At 72.9% G+C, this 18,324-nt stretch carries 21 protein-coding genes; 11 read left to right on the top strand and 10 right to left on the bottom strand.

Features of this window, described 5'->3' with window-relative positions:
- Positions 1 to 230: 230 nt before the first annotated feature.
- Positions 231 to 1,145 (bottom strand): proteasome assembly chaperone family protein, encoded by a 915-nt coding sequence (locus ACFPFQ_RS44745; protein WP_379629381.1) that lies wholly within the window; start codon positions 1,143 to 1,145, stop codon positions 231 to 233.
- Positions 1,146 to 1,286: 141 nt separating this feature from the next.
- Here ACFPFQ_RS44745 and ACFPFQ_RS44750 point away from each other — a divergent pair, with 141 nt between their 5' ends.
- The 3 genes from ACFPFQ_RS44750 to ACFPFQ_RS44760 all read left to right on the top strand — a co-directional run bounded on the left by ACFPFQ_RS44750 (position 1,287) and on the right by ACFPFQ_RS44760 (position 4,055).
- Positions 1,287 to 2,573 carry an MFS transporter gene (locus tag ACFPFQ_RS44750; RefSeq protein WP_379629382.1) on the top strand — a complete coding sequence of 429 codons (1,287 nt, stop codon included), beginning with the start codon at positions 1,287 to 1,289 and terminating at the stop codon, positions 2,571 to 2,573.
- Between the two features lie 94 nt (positions 2,574 to 2,667).
- Positions 2,668 to 3,624: an ATP-binding protein gene (locus ACFPFQ_RS44755; protein ID WP_379629383.1), complete on the top strand. Its 957-nt coding sequence runs from the start codon at positions 2,668 to 2,670 to the stop codon at positions 3,622 to 3,624.
- 35 nt (positions 3,625 to 3,659) lie between these two features.
- Positions 3,660 to 4,055: an SCO5389 family protein gene (locus tag ACFPFQ_RS44760; RefSeq protein ID WP_379629384.1), complete on the top strand. Its 396-nt coding sequence runs from the start codon at positions 3,660 to 3,662 to the stop codon at positions 4,053 to 4,055.
- A gap of 79 nt (positions 4,056 to 4,134) precedes the next feature.
- Here the strand turns inward: ACFPFQ_RS44760 and ACFPFQ_RS44765 are convergent, their stop codons facing one another.
- The 4 genes from ACFPFQ_RS44765 to ACFPFQ_RS44780 all read right to left on the bottom strand — a co-directional run bounded on the left by ACFPFQ_RS44765 (position 4,135) and on the right by ACFPFQ_RS44780 (position 6,823).
- The gene (locus ACFPFQ_RS44765) at positions 4,135 to 4,794 is read right to left on the bottom strand and encodes a PadR family transcriptional regulator (RefSeq protein WP_379629385.1); all 660 of its coding nucleotides are present in this window, start codon (positions 4,792 to 4,794) and stop codon (positions 4,135 to 4,137) included.
- 235 nt (positions 4,795 to 5,029) lie between these two features.
- Positions 5,030 to 5,911, bottom strand: coding sequence for a hypothetical protein (locus ACFPFQ_RS44770; protein WP_379629386.1), 882 nt, complete (start codon positions 5,909 to 5,911; stop codon positions 5,030 to 5,032).
- 46 nt (positions 5,912 to 5,957) lie between these two features.
- Positions 5,958 to 6,452: a MarR family winged helix-turn-helix transcriptional regulator gene (locus ACFPFQ_RS44775; RefSeq protein WP_379629387.1), complete on the bottom strand. Its 495-nt coding sequence runs from the start codon at positions 6,450 to 6,452 to the stop codon at positions 5,958 to 5,960.
- Positions 6,449 to 6,823, bottom strand: a complete 375-nt coding sequence (locus tag ACFPFQ_RS44780; RefSeq protein WP_379629388.1) for a cupin domain-containing protein — start codon at positions 6,821 to 6,823, stop codon at positions 6,449 to 6,451. Before ACFPFQ_RS44780 ends, ACFPFQ_RS44775 begins: the two co-directional genes overlap by 4 nt.
- 140 nt (positions 6,824 to 6,963) lie before the next feature.
- On the opposite strand from ACFPFQ_RS44780, the gene ACFPFQ_RS44785 reads away from it, so the two are divergent.
- Complete coding sequence (locus ACFPFQ_RS44785; protein WP_379629389.1) at positions 6,964 to 7,134, top strand: hypothetical protein; 171 nt, start codon at positions 6,964 to 6,966, stop codon at positions 7,132 to 7,134.
- A gap of 10 nt (positions 7,135 to 7,144) precedes the next feature.
- On the opposite strand, the gene ACFPFQ_RS44790 is transcribed toward ACFPFQ_RS44785, so the two are convergent.
- Positions 7,145 to 7,627, bottom strand: a complete 483-nt coding sequence (locus tag ACFPFQ_RS44790; protein WP_379629390.1) for a hypothetical protein — start codon at positions 7,625 to 7,627, stop codon at positions 7,145 to 7,147.
- 128 nt (positions 7,628 to 7,755) lie between these two features.
- On the opposite strand from ACFPFQ_RS44790, the gene ACFPFQ_RS44795 reads away from it, so the two are divergent.
- The gene (locus ACFPFQ_RS44795; protein ID WP_379629391.1) at positions 7,756 to 8,115 is read left to right on the top strand and encodes a YkvA family protein; all 360 of its coding nucleotides are present in this window, start codon (positions 7,756 to 7,758) and stop codon (positions 8,113 to 8,115) included.
- A 3-nt stretch (positions 8,116 to 8,118) separates the two neighbouring features.
- Here ACFPFQ_RS44795 and ACFPFQ_RS44800 read toward each other — a convergent pair whose 3' ends face one another.
- Positions 8,119 to 8,535 carry a PPOX class F420-dependent oxidoreductase gene (locus ACFPFQ_RS44800; RefSeq protein WP_379629392.1) on the bottom strand — a complete coding sequence of 139 codons (417 nt, stop codon included), beginning with the start codon at positions 8,533 to 8,535 and terminating at the stop codon, positions 8,119 to 8,121.
- Positions 8,536 to 8,625: 90 nt separating this feature from the next.
- On the opposite strand from ACFPFQ_RS44800, the gene ACFPFQ_RS44805 reads away from it, so the two are divergent.
- Both ACFPFQ_RS44805 and ACFPFQ_RS44810 read left to right on the top strand, forming a co-directional pair.
- A complete protein-coding gene (locus ACFPFQ_RS44805; RefSeq protein ID WP_379629393.1) occupies positions 8,626 to 9,012 on the top strand; it encodes an alcohol dehydrogenase catalytic domain-containing protein in 387 nt (128 codons plus the stop codon).
- Positions 9,013 to 9,035: 23 nt separating this feature from the next.
- Positions 9,036 to 9,557: an NADP-dependent oxidoreductase gene (locus ACFPFQ_RS44810; protein ID WP_379629394.1), complete on the top strand. Its 522-nt coding sequence runs from the start codon at positions 9,036 to 9,038 to the stop codon at positions 9,555 to 9,557.
- On the opposite strand, the gene ACFPFQ_RS44815 is transcribed toward ACFPFQ_RS44810, so the two are convergent.
- Both ACFPFQ_RS44815 and ACFPFQ_RS44820 read right to left on the bottom strand, forming a co-directional pair.
- Entirely contained in the window at positions 9,547 to 11,079 is a 1,533-nt protein-coding gene (locus ACFPFQ_RS44815) for a glycerol-3-phosphate dehydrogenase/oxidase (protein WP_379629395.1), read from the bottom strand. The two genes, ACFPFQ_RS44810 and ACFPFQ_RS44815, sit on opposite strands and share 11 nt — an antisense overlap.
- Complete coding sequence (locus tag ACFPFQ_RS44820) at positions 11,076 to 11,678, bottom strand: TetR/AcrR family transcriptional regulator (RefSeq protein ID WP_379629524.1); 603 nt, start codon at positions 11,676 to 11,678, stop codon at positions 11,076 to 11,078. Before ACFPFQ_RS44820 ends, ACFPFQ_RS44815 begins: the two co-directional genes overlap by 4 nt.
- Positions 11,679 to 11,738: 60 nt before the next feature.
- Here ACFPFQ_RS44820 and ACFPFQ_RS44825 point away from each other — a divergent pair, with 60 nt between their 5' ends.
- From ACFPFQ_RS44825 to ACFPFQ_RS44835, 3 genes are all read left to right on the top strand, one after another.
- Positions 11,739 to 13,355, top strand: a complete 1,617-nt coding sequence (locus ACFPFQ_RS44825; protein ID WP_379629396.1) for an FAD-binding oxidoreductase — start codon at positions 11,739 to 11,741, stop codon at positions 13,353 to 13,355.
- A 1-nt stretch (position 13,356) separates the two neighbouring features.
- Entirely contained in the window at positions 13,357 to 14,238 is an 882-nt protein-coding gene (locus ACFPFQ_RS44830; RefSeq protein WP_379629397.1) for a diacylglycerol/lipid kinase family protein, read from the top strand.
- A gap of 204 nt (positions 14,239 to 14,442) precedes the next feature.
- Complete coding sequence (locus ACFPFQ_RS44835) at positions 14,443 to 16,125, top strand: MFS transporter (protein ID WP_379629398.1); 1,683 nt, start codon at positions 14,443 to 14,445, stop codon at positions 16,123 to 16,125.
- A 118-nt stretch (positions 16,126 to 16,243) separates the two neighbouring features.
- Here the strand turns inward: ACFPFQ_RS44835 and ACFPFQ_RS44840 are convergent, their stop codons facing one another.
- Positions 16,244 to 17,269, bottom strand: coding sequence for an NADPH:quinone oxidoreductase family protein (locus ACFPFQ_RS44840; RefSeq protein ID WP_379629399.1), 1,026 nt, complete (start codon positions 17,267 to 17,269; stop codon positions 16,244 to 16,246).
- An 86-nt stretch (positions 17,270 to 17,355) separates the two neighbouring features.
- Between ACFPFQ_RS44840 and ACFPFQ_RS44845 the strand changes: the two genes are divergently transcribed.
- Positions 17,356 to 18,315, top strand: coding sequence for a helix-turn-helix domain-containing protein (locus ACFPFQ_RS44845; RefSeq protein ID WP_379629400.1), 960 nt, complete (start codon positions 17,356 to 17,358; stop codon positions 18,313 to 18,315).
- The last annotated feature ends 9 nt before the right edge of the window (positions 18,316 to 18,324 follow it).

Below are 18,324 nucleotides of genomic sequence, written 5' to 3' on the forward strand. Positions count from 1 at the left end.
GATCAACGCCTACTGGCTCATGGTCAACACCGAACCAGTGGGCGTTGATCACCCGCACCACAGCGCCGTCCCGAGGACCGCGGGGTGCGGCTCGTCCGCGCCGGGTGACTGTTGTGCCCTCCTGTTGATCTGCCGGCCCGGCGGGGGCGCCCTGAAGCAGGGGAACACTGCCCAACCGCACCCGAGAGCGCCGATTCTCATCCTGCAATCCCCGAGCTCGGAGCGGGCTCCTAGCTGTTGCCGTCCTTGTCGTCGTCCTGGTCGGCCAGGAACTTCTCCACCTCGGCCGCCAGCTCGTCGGCGCTGGGCAGCTCGCCACCGAGCCCCAGGCTCGCGCGGTCGCCGCGTCCCTCCGACACGGTGTCGTACTGGCGCTCCAGCGCCAGCACCACCTGCTTGACCTCGTCGGACGCCTCGACCTGCTCGGAGATCTCCTCCTCGGCCCGCTCCGCCGCCTTCATCAGCGCCTCGGTGGGCAGGTAGAGCCCGGCGGCGAGCCCGACGTGATCGAGCAGCACGCGGGCGGCCTGCGGGTACTCCGCGCGCGCCAGGTAGTGCGGCACGTGCACGGCGAAGCCCATCGCGTCGCGGCCGGCCTCACCGAGCCGGAACTCCATGAGCCCCACCGCGCTGCCGGGCACCTCCGCGGTGGCGAACCAGGCCTCGTGGCCCTCGGTCAGCTCCGGCCTGGTGCCGTGTGCGGTGACGCCGATGGGACGCGTGTGCGGCACCGCCATCGGGATCGCGGTCAGGTTGATCACCAGCCGCACCCCGAACCGCTGCACGAGCTCCTCGACAGCGGCGGAGAACCGCTCCCACTGCGTGTCGGGCTCCGGGCCCGACAGCAGCAGGTAGGGCGTGTCACCGGTGTCGTGCAACTGCACGACGTCGAGCTCGGGGGCGTTGTAGGCGGTCCAGCGATCGGTCTCGAAGCGCAGCGACGGGCGCCGCGACCGGTAGTCCACCAGCTGGTCGACGTCGAACCTGGCCACCACGAGGGCCTCGCGGTCGACCTGCAGCGACGCCACGGCCAGCCGTGCGGCCGCACCGGCGTCGACGAAACCGTCCAGCGCCACGAGCAGCACCGGCTCGTCCAGCTCGGGCGCGTCCTCGGCGACCTCGTACAGCTCGGCCGGATCCAGCACCGCACACCTCCACTTCCCGACGGGGCCTGGTGGCCCCGCCCCTCGCGCGTCTCTCGCAGTCCACTGTCTCGCAGACCACAACGTGAAGCTGCACGCACAGCATCCCGTTCCGGGCAACGATCCCGCACCATCGGGTACGAGATGAATCAGCAACGTCGTGCCTGGGCCGTGTGGGCCGTCGGGCTTTTCGCATACATCGTGGCCGTCCTGCACCGCACGTCGTTCGGCATCGCCGGGCTCGACGCGGCCGAGCGGTTCTCGGCCGGACCCGCGGCGCTGTCGGGTTTCGTCGTGCTCCAACTGCTGGTCTACGCCGCGCTACAGGTGCCGGCCGGCGTGCTGCTCGACCGGTTCGGCGCGCGGCGACTGGTGGTGGCCGGTGCATTGATCATGGCCGCCGGTCAGTTGCTGCTCGGACTGGCGACCACCCTACCGCTCGCGGTGCTGGCGCGCGTGCTCGTCGGTGCGGGCGACGCCCTCACGTTCGTGAGCGTGCTCTCGGTCGTCACCGCGTGGTTCCCGGCGCGCCGGGTGCCGCTGATGACGCAGCTCACCGGCCTGCTCGGGCAGTTCGGCCAGGTCCTGTCGGCGGTTCCGCTGGCCGCGCTGCTGCACGGGCCGGGCTGGAGCACGGCGTTCGTCTCGGCGGCGGCACTCGGGGTGACCGCCGCGGTGGCGGTCGCCATCGTGATGCAGGACCGGCCCGCCGGGGCCCCCGCCCGCCCGCCCGCAGCGTCACCCCGCGAGGTCATCGAGGGCCTGAAGTCCTCGTGGCGCGAACCCGGCACCCGGCTGGGGCTGTGGACGCACATGGGCACGCAGTTCTCCGGAACCGTGTTCGCCCTGCTGTGGGGCGTGCCCTACCTCGTCGCGGGCCAGGGCTTCACGCCCGGCGAGGCGGGCGCGTTCCTCATCATGTTCGTGGCGGTCGCCGTGCTGGCCGGGCCGCTGATCGGGGAGTTCACGGCGCGACACCCGCTGCGCCGGTCGTGGCTGGTGCTGTCGATCATCGTGGTCACCGCCGTGACGTGGACGGCCGTGCTCGCCGTGCCGCCGCCCGCGCCGCGGTGGCTGATCGTGGCGCTGATGGTGGTGCTGGCGGTCGGTGGCCCTGGTTCGATGATCGGCTTCGACTTCGCCCGCACGTTCAACCCCGGCCACCGGCAGGGCACCGCGGTGGGGATCGTCAACGTCGGCGGCTTCCTCGCGTCGTTGCTCGTCGCGTTCGGGGTGGGGGTGGTGCTCGGGCTCGTCAGCCCGGACGGCTACACGCCGGAGGCGTTCCGCGTGGCCTGGACGGTGCAGTACCTGATCTGGGGAACCGCGCTGGTCGGCGTGCTGGTGGCGCGGCGCCGCGCCCGTCGCAAGATGGCCGTGGAAGGCGTCGTGGTCCCCCCGCTGCGCGAGGTGCTGGCGCGCAGGCGCTGACGCAGTGTTGATCAACAACCCTGGTGTCATCACTCGATAGTGATAACGATTATCGTCTACCCTCAGTTGATGCTCGACCACTGAGGAGGACCGGGTGCGCATCGCGTTCGTCGGCAAGGGCGGCAGCGGGAAGACGACCTCCGCTGCGGTGTTCAGCCGCTATCTCGCCGCGTTGGGCAGGCCGGTGCTGGCCATCGACGCCGACATCAACCAGCACCTCGGCCAGGCTCTCGGGCACGACGGGGCGCCGCCGCGCGCCCTCGGTTCGGACCTGCGCTGGCTCAAGGACCACCTGCGCGGTGCCAACCCGCGCATCCCGAGCGCCGACGTGATGATCAAGACCTCCCCGCCGGGTGCCGGCTCGCGGCTGGTCGACCTCGACCCCGAGGGGGAGCTGCTCGCGCGCTACGCCGCGGTCGCTCCCGACGGCGTGCGCTACCTCGTCACCGGTGCGTTCGACGAGGACGACATCGGGGTGTCGTGCTACCACTCCAAGACCGGCGCGGTGGAGCTCTTCCTCAACCACCTGCTCGACGGGCCGGGTGAGTACGTCGTGGTCGACATGACCGCGGGCGCCGACGCGTTCGCGTCCGGGTTGTTCACCCGTTTCGACCTGACCGTTCTGGTCAGCGAACCGACCCGGCGCGGCATCGGGGTCTTCCGGCAGTACGCCGAGCACGCCGCCGGCCACGGCGTCGCGCTGCGGGTGCTCGGCAACAAGGTCACCGACGCGGCCGACGCGCTGTGGTTGCACGAGCAGGTCGGCGACGCGCTGGTCGGCGTCGTCGGACAGTCCGCGTGGGTGCGCGCGGCCGAACGCGGCGCGGTGGCACCCGTCGCGGAGCTCGAGCCCGCGAACCTGGCCGCCTTCGACGCCGTCCTCGCGGCGCTCGACGCACGCGAGCGCGACTGGGTGGCCTACCACCGCGGCACCGTCGACTTCCACCTGCGCAACGCCGCCGCCTGGGGCAACAAGGCCGCGGGCGCAGATCTCGCCGCCCAGATCGACCCCGGGTTCAGCTACGGCGCGGCCCGGCCCGTCCCTGCCTGATCTCCATGCACCGGCCCATCCCGCAGGAGGAAACCTTGTCCCTCGACGTCCCCACCCACGTCCTCGACTCCGCCGCGCGCGGCGAGCTGGACGACGCGCAGTTCGTCGCCGTCGTCCGCGACTCGCTGCCCTATGCCTGGGATGTCGTCTCCCAGGCGGCCGACGACCGGCTCGCCCGGCCCGAGGCGCCGTTCGGCGAGCACGAGGTGCCGCCGCCGTCGGAGCGCGAGCGCGGCCAGTTGCTGCGGGCGCTGGCGAGCAATGCCATCCGCGGCGCGCTCGAGCGCCACTTCGGGGTGGTACTGGCCTTCCAGAACTGCCACCGGGTGGCGGCGTTCGCCCCCGCATCCGTGGACTCGCCGATCTACCGCGAGTTCATCAGTCCGCGGGGCCAGGTGCTCAACCAGAGCCCTGAGCTGCGCGACTGCTGACGTCCTCCCCGGACGTGGAACGGCCCCGGCACAGCAACCCTGTGCCGGGGCCGTCTCATGTTCGGAAGGGCCTGTCTACCTACTCGGCGAGCAGCCGGTAGATGGTCTTGCGGGCCTCGGCGAGTGCCGCCGTGGCTGCGGTGATCTGCTCCGGCGTACCGGCGGCCATCACCTGCTGGGTGGCCGCGTGCAGCTGTGAGAGCTGCTCGAACAGCCCGGTGGCCTCGTCGTCGGAGTCGGCTCCGATCGACTCCCAGACGGCGTCCAGCTCGGCGCGGTGCTCCGCGACGTACGCGGTGCCGGCCTCGGTGAGCGAGACCACGCGACGGCCCTCGGCCTTCTCGACGCCGACCAGGCCCTCGTCCTCGAGCTGCGAGATCGTGGGGTACACGGAGCCGGGGCTCGGGCGCCAGAGGCCACCGGAGCGCTCGGCGATGGCCTGGATGATCTCGTAGCCGTGGCGGGGCTGCTCGGAGACGAGTGCGAGCACGGCGGCGCGGATGTCACCGCGAGCGGTGCGCCTGCCGCGACCGCGGCCACGCGGGCCGCCGAAGCCTCGGCCGGGACGGCCGGGGAAGCCGGGGCCGAAGCCCGGGCCGAATCCGGGGCCGAAGGGCGGGCCGCCGCGGCGACCGCGCCGGTCACCGCGGCGACCGCGGTGACCGTCGTTCTCATCGTCGGCCGGGCCCTCGAAGGGCGGCGGGGGCGGCGGGGTGGGGTCACCCATCTCGGCGCTCATCCGCGCTCCCATCGGGCCGAACGGACGGTTGTGCCGGCGACCGCGGAAGCCGGTCCACTGTGGTTCCCATGCGGGATTCATGGCGTTCATGGTTGATGTCTCCTCAGACGTTGCGAGCCTCCTGCTTCGATAGCACTGAGTAGCTCGTGTGCCATCACGATATATCGCGATGGCTCTGAAGACTAGGTGACCTGAGTCACACGATGGCGACGGGTCGGCCGGCCGACCGTCCCGGCTAGGACATCCCGTTGCTGCGCAGCGTCGATAGGACCCACACCGTGCGGTGTCCGCGCCACTCCAGTGCCGCGGCGGGGGAGTAGCTGGCGTAGTCGACCGCCCACCCGCCGTCGGGCTGCTGGCCGCAGGCGAGTCGGTCGAGGTCCGCGGCCACCGCCTCGGCGGTGAACAGCGCACGCACCGGCCGTCCGGGCTCCGGGGCGACGTCCAGCGGGCGCAGCGCTTCGCCGTCGCTGCCCCCCGCGACGGGCAGCAGGCCGTCGGCCGGGATCAGCGCGCCCAGCCGGTCCAGCAGGGCGGGGGCGGCGGGTTCCGTGTCGTGCACGGCGTCGAGCAGGTGCAGCGTGAAGGCCAGCTCGAGGGCGTGGGTACCGGCGTCCACGGCCCGGGCCGCGTCGAGGCAGTACGCGGTCGCCGTGGCGAGCCACGGGTGGGCCGCCACGGCCGGATCGTGCGCGGCCACGCGGTGCGCCGTCGCCGCCACGCACGCGGTGATCTGCAGGGACGAGGTTCCCGGGTCGGCGCTCGCCCAGAACGGCGCGCACGCCGCCGGGTCGGGCACCGGGCTGGCGAACGGCAGCCCGCCGTCGGGCAGCGTCGCCGTCGCGAGCCAGTCGCACAGTGCGAGCGCCTGTGGTGCGGGCGGCAACTCGGCCAGCGCCTCGAGGGCGTGCAGGGCCCCACCCGGCTGGCTGCTGGCCGAGCGCAGGTCGGGCTCGAGGCCCCAGCCGTAGCCGCCGTCGGGGTTGCGGTAGCCCTCCAGCGCGGCCAGCACGGCTGCCGGCTCGCCGGTGCCGGTGAGCAGCGCGAAGCGGCGACGGTCGAGCTGCCGGGCGTGTCCGGCCATGAAGCCCGCTGCCGCGGTGATGTCGATCGTCATGACGGCATCGTGGCCTGCGGTCCGTGCCACGTCGTGAACGGATCGGTCATCCGACCGGGCGCACCGACGGCAGCTCGCCTCCGTAGGCGGCCCGCAGTACGGCCTGCAGGTCGGCGCGGACCTGGTCGAGCCGGCCTGCCCCGATCAGCTGCGCCCACTCGTCCTCGAGCTCGCGGTAGACCTCCTCGACGGCACCGAGCAGGCGATGGCCCTGGTCGGTGAGGGCGACGTTGCGGGCGCGGGCGTCCTCGGGGTGGACGGCGCGGGTGGCGTACCCGGACCCGACCATGTCGTCGACGAGCTGCGACACCGCCTGCTTCGACGTGCCGAGCGCCGCCGTGAGGTCCTTCACCGTGGCGGGGCCGCCCGCGAGCGCCAGCAACACGAAGCCGAACGCCGGGCGCACCCCGTCCCACCCTCGCCGGGCGAGCCGCTCGTGCAGGCCGTCGACGAGCAGCCGGTAGGCCATCGCGAGGAGGCGGGCCATCGGGACGTCGCTGCTCGCCGCGGCCCCGGGTTCGGTCACACGCGGTTCTGTCATACCGCCCAGGGTGGCGTGAAGGCCGCGCCGTCGGCGAGGCGGGCCTGGCCTCCGACCGGGAAGCAGCACAGCGCGCGCAACGGGTCGGCGCCCGCCGCGCTGAGCGCGAACGGGGTGTTCGGCGGGACGACGATGGCATCACCGGGTGCCGCCTCGTGCTCGTGGCCGGCCAGCTGGACGCGGGCGTGTCCGGAGAGCACCACGAACACCTCCTCGCGCGTGAGCTCGTGCGGGTTCGCCGGCGTGCCCGGGTCGATCTCGACCATCCAGACGCTGGTGTCGGTGCTGCCGAGCGACGGGGTGGCGAGCGAGGTGAAGCGGGCGCCCCCGATGTCGTGGGTGGGTGCGATCGGGCTGGTGAGGACGGCCATCGGAGCTCCTTGGTCAAGGTGGTTGACTACATGAGGAGCATGCCGCGGCCGCGAGAATCAGTCAAGCTACTTGACGATGCTGGATCGGGGAACTTCCCCGCGCCGTCACTCGTCGGACAGGATGTCGACTGGAGGCTGCAATGGTGCTCAAGATCCTCGGTACCGCCGTCGCGATCTGGCTCGCGTTCATCGTGATCGGCGCGTTGTTCAAGGTCGTGTGGATCGCACTCGTCATCGGTGCCGTCGTGTTCGTCGGCGCCGCTGCCTACAGCGCCGTGAAGGGTCGCTCGCGCCGTTCGCTGGGCAGCTGACCCAAAGGCGTCAGCGGGAGGTGGTGCTCGGCGTCCGGCCGCACGCGCGCGAGACGTAGGCGTTCACCCGCTGGTTGGCGCTGAGCAGCTCCGGGGAGTTGAGCTGGGCCGCCGCCTCCGGGCTGGGCTGCACGGCGCGACCGCCCGCCGCGACGAGCGCGTCCACCTGCAGGTTCAACGCGTCGACGATGCGTTGCACATCCTTGCTCAGGTCGCTGGGTGCCAGCGCGACGAGGTCGGAGCCCGTGCGCCGCACCGCGTCGCCCGCCTGCTTCAGGTCGTCGGGACCGCCCACGCCCCGGGTCGCAGCGGAGTTGAGCGGGCGCAGGGCGTCGGAGTTGGCCTGCACCGCCTGGCAGAACGGGGTCTGCGGCACGACCGTGCGCGTGATGATGGGGGCGTCGGCGTCGGCCACCGATCCGCCGCAGCCGACCGCCACCGTGGCCATTCCGGCCACGAGCACCAGTCGCGCAGCCCGCGACACCACACCCATCGAGCGACTCCCCCGTACGACCCTGACGAACCCGGATCGTAGTCCGGCCCGCGGGGGACTCCCTGCAGCGGCCCGACCCCGCCGGGTGACCGGCGGAACGCTCGGGGGCTTCTGTTCGTTTGTCCGGCATGGCCAAGTTCGGACCCCAGCGCATGGCGGCGTTCGGTGCACTGTGGCGCGCCCTGCTGCACAGCCGCCGCCCGGGATCACCGGGCCTCGGCGACCGGTTGCGCGCGCTGCCGAGGATGGCGGGCGCCACGCTGTCGGGCCGCTACCCGGAGCTCACCCGCGGCAGGCTGGCGCTGCTGGTGCTCGCCGTGGCCTACCTCGTCTCGCCCGTCGACCTCGTCCCGGAGCTGGTACTGGGTCCGCTCGGTCTGGCCGACGACGGCGTGGTGGCGCTGTGGCTGGCCGGTGCCGTGCTCGTGGAGACCGAGCGCTACCTCACCTGGAAGCAGGACGTGCCCACGGTGATCGACAGCCCGTAGGGCTCACGCCCAGGGCCCGACGCCGCCCACCCGGTCCACCGTGGTGTGCACGACGAATCCCGGCGGCGGATCGGCCGGCAGCGGGAACTCCGCGTCGGGCGCCACGTAGACCGTGACGAGGTGGCGCAGCAGGTCGGCGGCGCCACCCTCGGTGACCCGGGCGGTGCCGTAGATCACGAGGTTGTGCTGCATGCCGACGCCGTTGCGCTCGGCCGCGTCGAGGGAGAACGCGATGCGCGGATCGCGGCGCAGGTTCTTCAGCTTGCGGTAGTCGCCCATGTGGGCCATCACGATCTCGTCGCCGTCCAGCCCGATCCAGACGGCGCTGACCTGCGGGCTGCCGTCGGCATTGAGGGTGGTGCAGTGGGCGAGCCGTCCCGACGCGATGAGCTGGCGGGCGGACTCCGGAAGGGTGGCCACCACGTCACCGTAGCCTGACGTTTACACCGTTTCGGCATGCCCCGTCCGGTGCCCCGATGGTGACGATGGTAGGCATCCGCGGTGGGAACCATGCGCGTCATCACGCAGCTGTCGACGGGCGGACCCGAGGTCCTGGAGCTGGGTCGGGCCGAGATCCCGGAGCCGTTGCCCACCGAGATCCGGGTCCGCGTCGCCGCCGCCGGGGTGAACCCCGTGGACTGGAAGACCCGTGCCGGAACCGGGATGGCAGCGGTGCTCGGCCCGCCGCCGTTCACGGTCGGCTGGGACGTTGCGGGCACCGTCGACGCGATCGGCACCGGGGTCACCCGGTTCGCGGTCGGCGACTCCGTGTTCGGCATGCCGTGGTTCCCCCGACAGGCCGCCGGCTACGCCGAGTTCGTGACGGCGCCGTCGCGCCACTTCGCCCAGCGCCCCTGTCGGCCATCGAGGCCGCCGCGCTGCCGCTGGCGGGCCTGACGGCCTGGCAGGCGCTCGTCGACGTGGCCGACGTGCAGCCCGGGCAGCGGGTGCTCGTGCATGCCGCCGCGGGCGGGGTGGGTCACCTCGCCGTGCAGATCGCCAAGGCCCGTGGCGCCCACGTGATCGGCACGGCCTCGGTCGGCAAGCACAACCTGCTGCACGACCTGGGCATCGACGAGGCCGTCGACTACCGCTCGGAGGCGTTCGAGAAGGTGATCGAGCCGGTTGACCTGGTGCTGGACCTGATCGGTGGTGAGGTCGCGGTGCGGTCGCTGGCGATCCTGCACCCCGAGGGCCGCCTGATCTGCATGCCCTCGGCGGCGGCCGCCGCTGCCGTCGCCGCCGCGGCCGATCGGGGCCTGCGCGCCACCGGCATGATCGTGGAGCCCGACGGCGTCGGGCTGGAGTCGCTCTCCGCACTGGTCGACGACCGGCGGCTGCGGGTGCTCGTGGCCGAGACGTTCCCGCTGGAGCGGGCCTCGCACGCCCACCGCGCGGGGGAGTTCGGCCACACCACGGGCAAACTGGTGCTCACGGTGTAGATCGGACGAGCACCTCCGCCGCCACCGGGAGCGCCCGCTCCCGGGCCGCCGGGTCCAGCCCGATCCGGGTGCGCCGGTCCAGCAGGTCGCCGGTGTCGAGCGCGCCCTCGTGTCGCACGGCGAACAGCAGTTCGGCCCGGGTCACGTCGATGCCCTCGGCGATCGGGGCCAGCAGGGCCGGATCGCCGCCAGCCTCCGCGACGACCGCGCCGGCCTCGGTGCCGTACCGGCGCACCAGCCGTCCCGGTGTGGTGAGGCCGCGCAGCGTGGCCGGGTCGGCGGCCCCGACCAGCGGCAGCCGCCGGGTGCGGCAGGGCCCGGCGGCGATGCCGGCTCCGGCGAGTGCGACGTCGAGCGCGTCCTGCGCCATCCGGCGGTAGGTGGTGAGCTTCCCGCCGACCACCGTGACGAGCCCGTCGGGCGCGGTGAGCACCACGTGCTTGCGCGACACGTCCGACGTCGCGCCGTCGCCGGTGTCGAGCAGCGGGCGCAGCCCGGCGTACGTGCCGAGCAGGTCGGCCCGGGTCAGCGGGACGCGCAGCACCGAGCCGAGTGTCGCGAGCAGGAAGTCGATCTCGCCGTCGGAGGGCTGCGGCACGTCCGGGACGTCGCCGGGCGCCTCCTCGTCGGTGATGCCGACGTAGACGCGACCGCCGGCCGCGGGGAGCGCGAACACGAAGCGGCTCCGGGAGCCGGGGACCGGCACCGTCAGCCCGGCGCGCAGCCCGCCGAATGCGGTGTCGGGGAACACCAGGTGCGTGCCGCGGCTGGGGCGCAGCCGGATACCGGGGGCGAGCCCGCCCGCCCACACGCCGGCCGCGTTGATCACGATGCGGGCGTCGACGGTGTGCTCGGCGCCGGTCAGCTCGTCGCGCAGCACCGCGCCGTGGCCCGTGACCTGCGTGGCGGCGCAGCGCGTGAGGATGCGCGCGCCGTGCGCGGCCGCGGTGCGGGCCAGCCCGACGACGAGCCGGGCGTCGTCGACGACCTGGCCGTCCCACATCAGCAGGCCGCCGCGGAGCCCGTCGGTGCGCACGGTCGGGGCCCAGCGCGTCACCTCCGCGGCCGAGGCGCGGCGCGGGGGCGGCAGGATCCGCGACGGGGTGCCGGCGGCGATGCGCAGCAGGTCGCCTGCGAGCTGTCCCGTCCGCACCATCGCCGCGGTGCCGAACGAGGTGTCCGGCAGCAGGGGAAGTACCTGCGGCAGGGCCCTGACCAGGTGCGGCGCGGTGTGTCGGAGCAGGACGCCGCGCTCGACGGCACTCTCGTGGGCGATCCCGACCGCACCGGAGGCGAGGTAGCGCAGCCCGCCGTGCACCAGCTTGGAGCTCCACCGGCTGGTGCCGAACGCCAGGTCGTGCTTCTCCGTGAGCACCACCGACAGCCCGCGGGTAGCGGCGTCGAGCGCCACGCCGGCACCGGTGACGCCGCCGCCGATCACGAGCACGTCCACGGGCCCGCCGGCCTGCAGCGCGGCGAGCTCGGCGGCGCGCCGGGCCGCGGTGAGCGAGGCGCCCGTCATGGCGCGAGGTACCGGTGGAGCGCGCCGCGCAGCTCCTCGTCGAGGGCGGCGAGCTGCTCCCCTTCGACGAGGACGGGCGCGGTGAGCGTGAACGACAGGGTCATCAGCAGCACCGTCCGGGCCTGGAGGGCGACGTCGCCGTCGCGGATCGAGCCGTCGGCGGCACCGGCCGCGATGCCGGCCTCGAGCTGCTGCAGCTGGTGGGCGGTGCTCGTGCCGAGCCGCTGCAGGAGGTAGGGCAGCAGGAACTCCGGATCGACCTCGATGATCTTGCGCAGGATCGGGTGCGCCCGGATCGCCTGCACCAGGTGCACGACGCCGCTGACCAGCGCGTCGAGCGCCGAGGCCGGCGCAGTGGGGAAGGCCTCGGCGGCCAGTGCCGCGAACTCCCGGGTGATGAGCGTGCCCACCACCTCCCGGACGCTGCCCCAGCGCCGGTAGAGCGTGGCGCGCGAGACGTCGGCCTGCCGGGCGATGTCGGCCATTGTCATGCGCCGCATCCCTATCGAGAGCAGCAGGGAGTACGTAGCATCCAGGATCGTCGATTCTGGAATGGCGTTCGACGCCCGGAGATCCGGTTCGTTGCGACGCTGCGACATCACGTGGTTAAGTGTATCAGCGACGAGGTGGGCAGGTACAGCGACGTTCGAGGGGCCGTGATGATCGAGTCGGAGCTGCCGGTGGTGGACTTCCATCCCTACCGCTGGGGCGATCCCGCCCATCCCGCCGTGCTGCCGCCCGCGGCCACGGGAGCGCTGGCGATGCTCGGCGTGACGGGTGCAGCGGCACCGCTGGAGCCCGGCGCCGTCACGCTGCCCGCATCGGCGCTGCCCGACGCGGCCGCCGCCGCGCTGGTCGCCGTGGTCGGATCCGGGCACGTGCGCACCGACCACGACGTCCGCGTGGCGCACACCCGCGGCTGGTCCACGCCCGATCTGTTGCGGTTGCGCGCGGGTGACGCCGCCGACGCGCCGGACGCCGTCGTCTTCCCCGGCTCGCACGACGAGGTCGTCGCGGTGCTCGTGGCATGCGCGCGCCACGAGATCGCCGTGGTGCCCTACGCCGGCGGCACCTCCGTGGTCGGCGGGCTCACCGCGGACCGCTCCCGGTTCCGCGGGGTCGTCGCGCTCGACGTCGGCAGGCTCGACGCCGTGCTCGCCGTCGATGCGGTGTCGCGCACCGCCACGCTGCAGGCCGGGTTGCGCGGTCCGCGCGCCGAACACCTGCTGGGGGAGCAGGGCTTCACGCTCGGGCACTTCCCGCAGTCCTACGAGGGTGCCAGCATCGGCGGTTACGCCGCGGCGCGCTCGGCCGGGCAGTCCTCCGCCGGGTACGGCCGCTTCGACGAGATGGTGGTCGGCCTCGTCCTCGCGACGCCGCAGGGCACCGTCACGCTCGGCACGGCGCCGAAGTCGGCGGCCGGGCCCGACCTGCGCCAGCTCGTGCTCGGCTCGGAGGGCGCCTTCGGGGTGATCACGTCGGTCACGGTGCGGGTCCGGCCCGTTCCGGCCGTGCGCGTGTACGAGGGGTGGCGGTTCGCGACGTTCGCCGCCGGTGCCGACGCACTGCGCGCGCTGGTCCAGGACGGCCCGCTGCCCACCGTGCTGCGGCTCTCGGACGAGGCGGAGACCGCCGTCAACCTGGCCGATCCCACCGGGTCGCTGGGGAGCAGCCCCGGCGGCTGCCTGGCCATCGCCGGCTACGAGGGCACCGCGGCCGACGTCGAGGCGCGCCGGGCGGGAGCGACGGCGGCACTGGCGGCAGCTGGCGGCGAGCCCGTCGGTGCGGACGCCGGGGACGCGTGGCGGGAGGGTCGCTTCCGCGCCCCCTACCTGCGTGATCCGCTGCTCGACGGCGGCGCGCTGGTCGAGACGCTGGAGACCGCCACGTTCTGGTCGGGGCTGCCCGCCCTGCGCGCCGCGGTGACCGCGGCGCTGACCGACGCGCTCAAGGCGCAGGGCACCCCACCGCTGGTCCTCTGCCACATCTCCCACGTCTACGAGACCGGCGCCTCGCTGTACTTCACTGTGATCTGCGCGCAGGCCACCGATCCACTCGCCCAGTGGGCGGCGGCCAAGGCGGCGGCCAACGCGGCGATCCGCGCCGCCGGTGCCGCCACCAGCCACCACCACGGCGTCGGCACCGATCACCGCGCGGCGTTCGCGGCGGAGGTCGGACCGCTGGCCGTCGACGTGCTGCGCGCGGTCAAGCAGGTGCTCGACCCGACCGGGATCCTCAACCCCGGTGTGCTGGTGGCCCCGACCGGGGAGGACTGAGGTGCGCGCCTTCACCGCCGTCGTCAACCCCATCTCCGGTGGCGGGCGCGCGTCGACGTTCTGGGAGCCGGTGGCGCTGCGGCTGCGTGCCGCGGGAGCCGCCGTCGCCACCGAGGCGACCCGCGGGCGCGAGCACGCCGTCGAGATCGCGACGCGCGCGGCGGCGCGCGGCGATGTCGTGGTGGCCGTCGGTGGGGACGGTCTGGTGCGCGACGTCGCCGGTGGTGTGGTCGCCGCGGGCGGCACCGCCGCGACCATGGGGATCGTGCCGGCCGGACGCGGCAACGACTTCGCCGCCACGCTGGGGCTTCCCACCGATCCGGCGGCGCTGTCCGCGATGCTGCTCGACGCGCCGGTGCGCACCCTCGACGTCATGGACGTCAACGGCGTGATCGCGCCCGGCAACGTCTACGTCGGTGTCGACTCGGTGGCCACGCAGATCATCAACACCAACCGCTGGATGCCCGCGCTGCTGCTCTACCGCCTCGCCGGGGTGCTGGCCATCTCCCGGTGGCGACCCTGCACGTTCACGGTGGTCACCGACGGGGTGTCGCGGACCGTGGCGGCGCGCAGCGTGGTGGTCGCCAACTCCGGCGCCTACGGCCACGGGCTGCGGATCGTGCCGCCCGCGGTGCTCGACGACGGCCTGCTGCACGTGATGGTGGTCGGCGACGGACCCAAGCGGGACGTCGTCGGCTACCTGGCGCAGTCGCGCAAGGGCACGCACGTGCACCGGCCGGAGGTCGAACTGAGCACCGCACAGGTCGTCACGATCGACGTCGACCGGCCGCTGCCGCTGTGCGCCGACGGCGACGAGGTCGGCCTGCTGCCCGCCACCATCCGGATCCGGAAGGCCGCGCTGCGGGTGATCGCCCCTGGGTGACGCCTGCATTCCGCACACCGGTGAATTCGCTGTGCAATGGCGATCGATGCTGCCATCGATCGGCTGACCGACTGCTCCGTCGCCCTTTTTGCCCTTTTTGGTCGAACGATTGTCCGGATTTTCGGACAATGCAAGTGGTTGCCCTGTTAAGGCATTCGAATTACGCTCCCACACGTCTCACCTGCGTGTTCGGAGGGAGTCCGCATGTCCGTGACAACGTCGTCAGCAAGGGACAGCTCGGGGGGAGCGGTAGCACCTGGTTTCCCGGCCCAGCTCTGGCGCCGCGATCTCGCGCATTACCCGGAATCGAGTGGCCGGCGCTACGGCTATCTCGCGATCGTCGTTCTGACCACGATCATCCTGTACTACCAGCTCTACATCCAGGGCGGCGTCGCGACGTCGATCATCGCCCATTTCGGGTTCAGCTTCCTGTACTTCGTCTACATCTCGGTGATCGGCAACTTCGTCGGCGCGTTCGCGTCGCTGCTCGCCGGGCTCGCCGACCGCTGGGGCCGCGCCAACCTCGTCGTGTACGGCGTGCTGGTCACCTCGGTGCTCGTGCTGATACTGCCGTCGGCGGGCGGGCCGGTCAGCTACACCGTGCTCGTCGCCGCCATCAGCTTCGTCGAGGGCATCGTGCTGGTGGCCACGCCGGCGCTCGTGCGCGACTTCTCGCCGCAGCTGGGCCGGGCCACCGCCATGGGGTACTGGACGATGGGCCCGGTGATCGGGAGCCTCGTGGTCACGTCGGTCACGAGTTCCACGCTGTCGTTCTCCACCTGGCAGGACGAGGTGCGCTACTCCGGCTACGCCGGCATCGTCGTGTTCCTGATCGCGCTGTTCGGGCTGCGCGAGCTCTCCCCGCGGCTGCGTGACCAGATCATGGTCTCGCTCTCGGACCGGTTGCTGATCGAGGCCCGCGCCAAGGGGCTCGACCTGACCAAGCTCGACGGGCAGTGGCGGCAGATGCTGCGCCTCGACGTCATCGGTCCGGCGTTCGGCGTCGCGGTGTTCCTGCTGCTGTACTACTCGGCCGTCGGCATCTTCGTCATCTACTTCGCCACCAACTTCGGCTTCTCCGAACAGGCCACCAACGGGCTGCTCAACTGGTACTGGATCTCCAACGCCGTCGCGCTGCTCGTGGCCGGGCTGCTCTCCGACCGGCTCCGGGTGCGCAAGCCGTTCATGATCGTGGGCGGCGTCGGCTCGGTGATCATGACGGTGATCTTCGCGTCGCTCGCGACGCAGCCCACCACCAGCCCCGCCACGTTCGCCTGGGTGTTCGTGGGGATGTCGGTGTGCGGCGGCATCGCCTACGCGCCGTGGATGGCGAGCTTCACCGAGACCGTCGAGCGGCACAACCCGGCGGCCACGGCCACCGGCCTCGCCGTGTGGGGCTGGATCGTCCGCATCGTCGTCGCGGTGTCCACGATCTTCATCCCGATCGTCGTCAGCGCAGTGAACCCGCTGGTGGAGCACGGCGCGGAGGTGTCGGCCGCGGCCAAGGAGGCGGGCCCGGCGCTGGCGATCGTGCAGGCGCACCCGCAGCTGTTCGCCGAGCTGGGCAAGTACCCGGCCAACGCGGTGCCGCCTGAGGTGCTGCAGCGCGCCGTGACCGAGGTGAGCCCCGCCGACCTGGCCGCGGTGGCGAAGGTGGCGCCGCAGCTCAAGGTGCTGCAGGAGCACGGAACCGAGGTGGCGGCGGCCGCCGCGGCGGGACCGGGCCAGTGGCAGGCCTGGTGGTACGTCTGCCTCGCCGGGCAGGTCGTGTTCCTGGCCTTCGTGTTCGTGATGTCGGGGCGTTGGAGTCCGCGCAAGGCGAAGTCGGACGCCGAGGCCCACCGCCTGGCCGTGGAGCGGGAGATGGCGGCGCTGAACGCGGGCTGAGCGGCCCCGCGCCGTCCCGTTGCAGGAAAGCCACTTTGCCGCAACGACGTTGCGGCAAAGTGGCTTTCCTGCAATGCGGGAGCCCGGCGGGTCCAGCCGATCAGGGGCCCAACAAAGATCAGGGGCGCAGCGCCAGCTTGCCCGTGGTGTTCCGGGCCGCGAGCTCGCAGAGGGCCGTCGCGCCGTCGGCGAGGTCGTACACCGTCGGTCGCCCCGGTGGGAGGACGCCGATGCCGATGAGCGCCGCGAGCTCGGCCATGAGGTCGGCGTAGATCTCCGGCGCGGCCTGGCTCAGCACGCCGATGTGCAGCCCGATCATGTGCACCTGGTGGGTGAAGGTCAGATCCCGGTTGCTGATCGTGGCCGGGCCCTCGGCCGCGCCGTAGACCACGACCCGGCCGGTGACCCGCTTCGCGGCTGCCAGGCTCGCTCGGAACGTCTCCCCGCCGACGGACTCCAGTACGAGGTCGACCCCGCGACCGCCCGTCAACCGCGCCACGGTGGCGGCGAGGTCATCGCCGCAGTGGTCGCCGCCGCGAGGCTCGACGACGTGGTCCGCGCCCAGCGCCCGCACCGTCGCGTGCTTGGCCGCCGAGGCGGTCGCGATCACCGTGGCGCCGTAGTGCTTGGCCAGCCGGACGGCAGCCTGTCCGACCCCGCCGGCCGCCGCGTGGACGAGCACGGTCTCACCGGCGGCGACGCGCCCCAGCGGCCGCAGCGCCGCCAGCGCGGTGGCCCAGTTGAGGACCAGGCCCAGCGCCTGCTCATCGGTCCAGCCGGGCGGCACGCGGGTCGCGGAACCCGCGGCCATGACCATGTACTCGGCGAAGGCTCCCGGCCCGGTGCCGATGACATGGGCGCCGACTTCGAGGTCGCCCGGTCCCGGACCGACGGCGACGACCTCACCCGCCGCCTCGAATCCGGCGATGTACGGAGCCGTCGGGCCGTCCCCGTAGGTGCCGTGGGTCTGCATCACGTCCGCGAAGTTGACGCCTGCCGCCGAGACCCGGACGAGCACCTCCCCTGGACCGGGGACCGGGACGGGCGCGTCGGTGACCAGGTGCAGATCGTGCGGTCCCGTCGAGGACGGCTGGCGCAGTGCGCGCATGACGGGCGGCACGGCGCCGCCGGGGGAGGAGTTCACAGAGGGGAGTCTCGGCGGCTGTCCGGTCGACGACGACCCGTCTGGAAGTCGTTGTTCTACGAATTCCCGCCAACTAGGTTGTGGGGGTGCTCCGGAGCGTCGCCGTCCTCGTCCTCGACGAGCTGGCCGTGTTCGAGTTCGGGATCCTGTGCGAGGTCTTCGGACTCGACCGCACCGGTATGGGCATCCCGCCGGTCGACTTCCGGGTGTGCGGGATGCGCCGCGGCGCGGCCGTCGCCACCACCGGCGGGGTCCGGATCGTGCCCGAGTACGGGCTCGACGGCCTGCGGGACGCGGATGTGCTGGCGATCCCGGCCACGGCCCGGCATGCGGATTTCCCCCGGGCGGCCCTGCAGGCCGTGCGCGACGCGGCTGCGCGGGGTACCACGATCCTGACGATCTGTTCCGGCGTGTTCGTCGCGGGCGAGGCAGGCCTGCTGGCCGGTCGCCGGTGCACCACCCACTGGCAGACCGTCGACGAGCTGCGGGCCCGGCATCCATCGGCGGTCGTCGATCCCGACGTGCTGTTCGTCGACGACGGCGAGCTGATCAGCAGCGCCGGCGCCGCGGCCGGCATCGACGCCTGCCTGCACCTGGTGCGTCGGGAGCTGGGTGCGGCGGCCGCGAGGACGCTGGCGCGGCTGATCGTCGTCCCGCCGCAGCGCCAGGGCGGCCAGCGCCAGTACGTCGCGACGCCCGTCCCCGCCTGCGCGAGCCTGGCCATCGCTCCCACCCTGGACTGGGCACTCGAGCATCTCGACGTCGAGCACACCGTCGCCGACCTCGCGCGGCGGTCCCACATGTCCGAGCGCAGCTTCACCCGCCGGTTCCAGGGTGAGACCGGGACCAGCCCGTACCGATGGTTGACGCAGCAGCGGGTCCTGCGGGCGCAGCAGCTGCTCGAGGAGACGGCACTGGGGATGGAGGCGATCGCGGCCACGTCCGGATTCGGCACGGCGGTCCGGATGCGCCACCACTTCCACCAGGTCATCGGCGTGGCTCCCGGCGACTACCGCCGCGCCTTCCGCTCCACCGGCCGTTCCTAGGGGGCGGCT

The sequence above is a fragment of the Pseudonocardia sp. GCM10023141 genome (genome assembly GCF_042653605.1).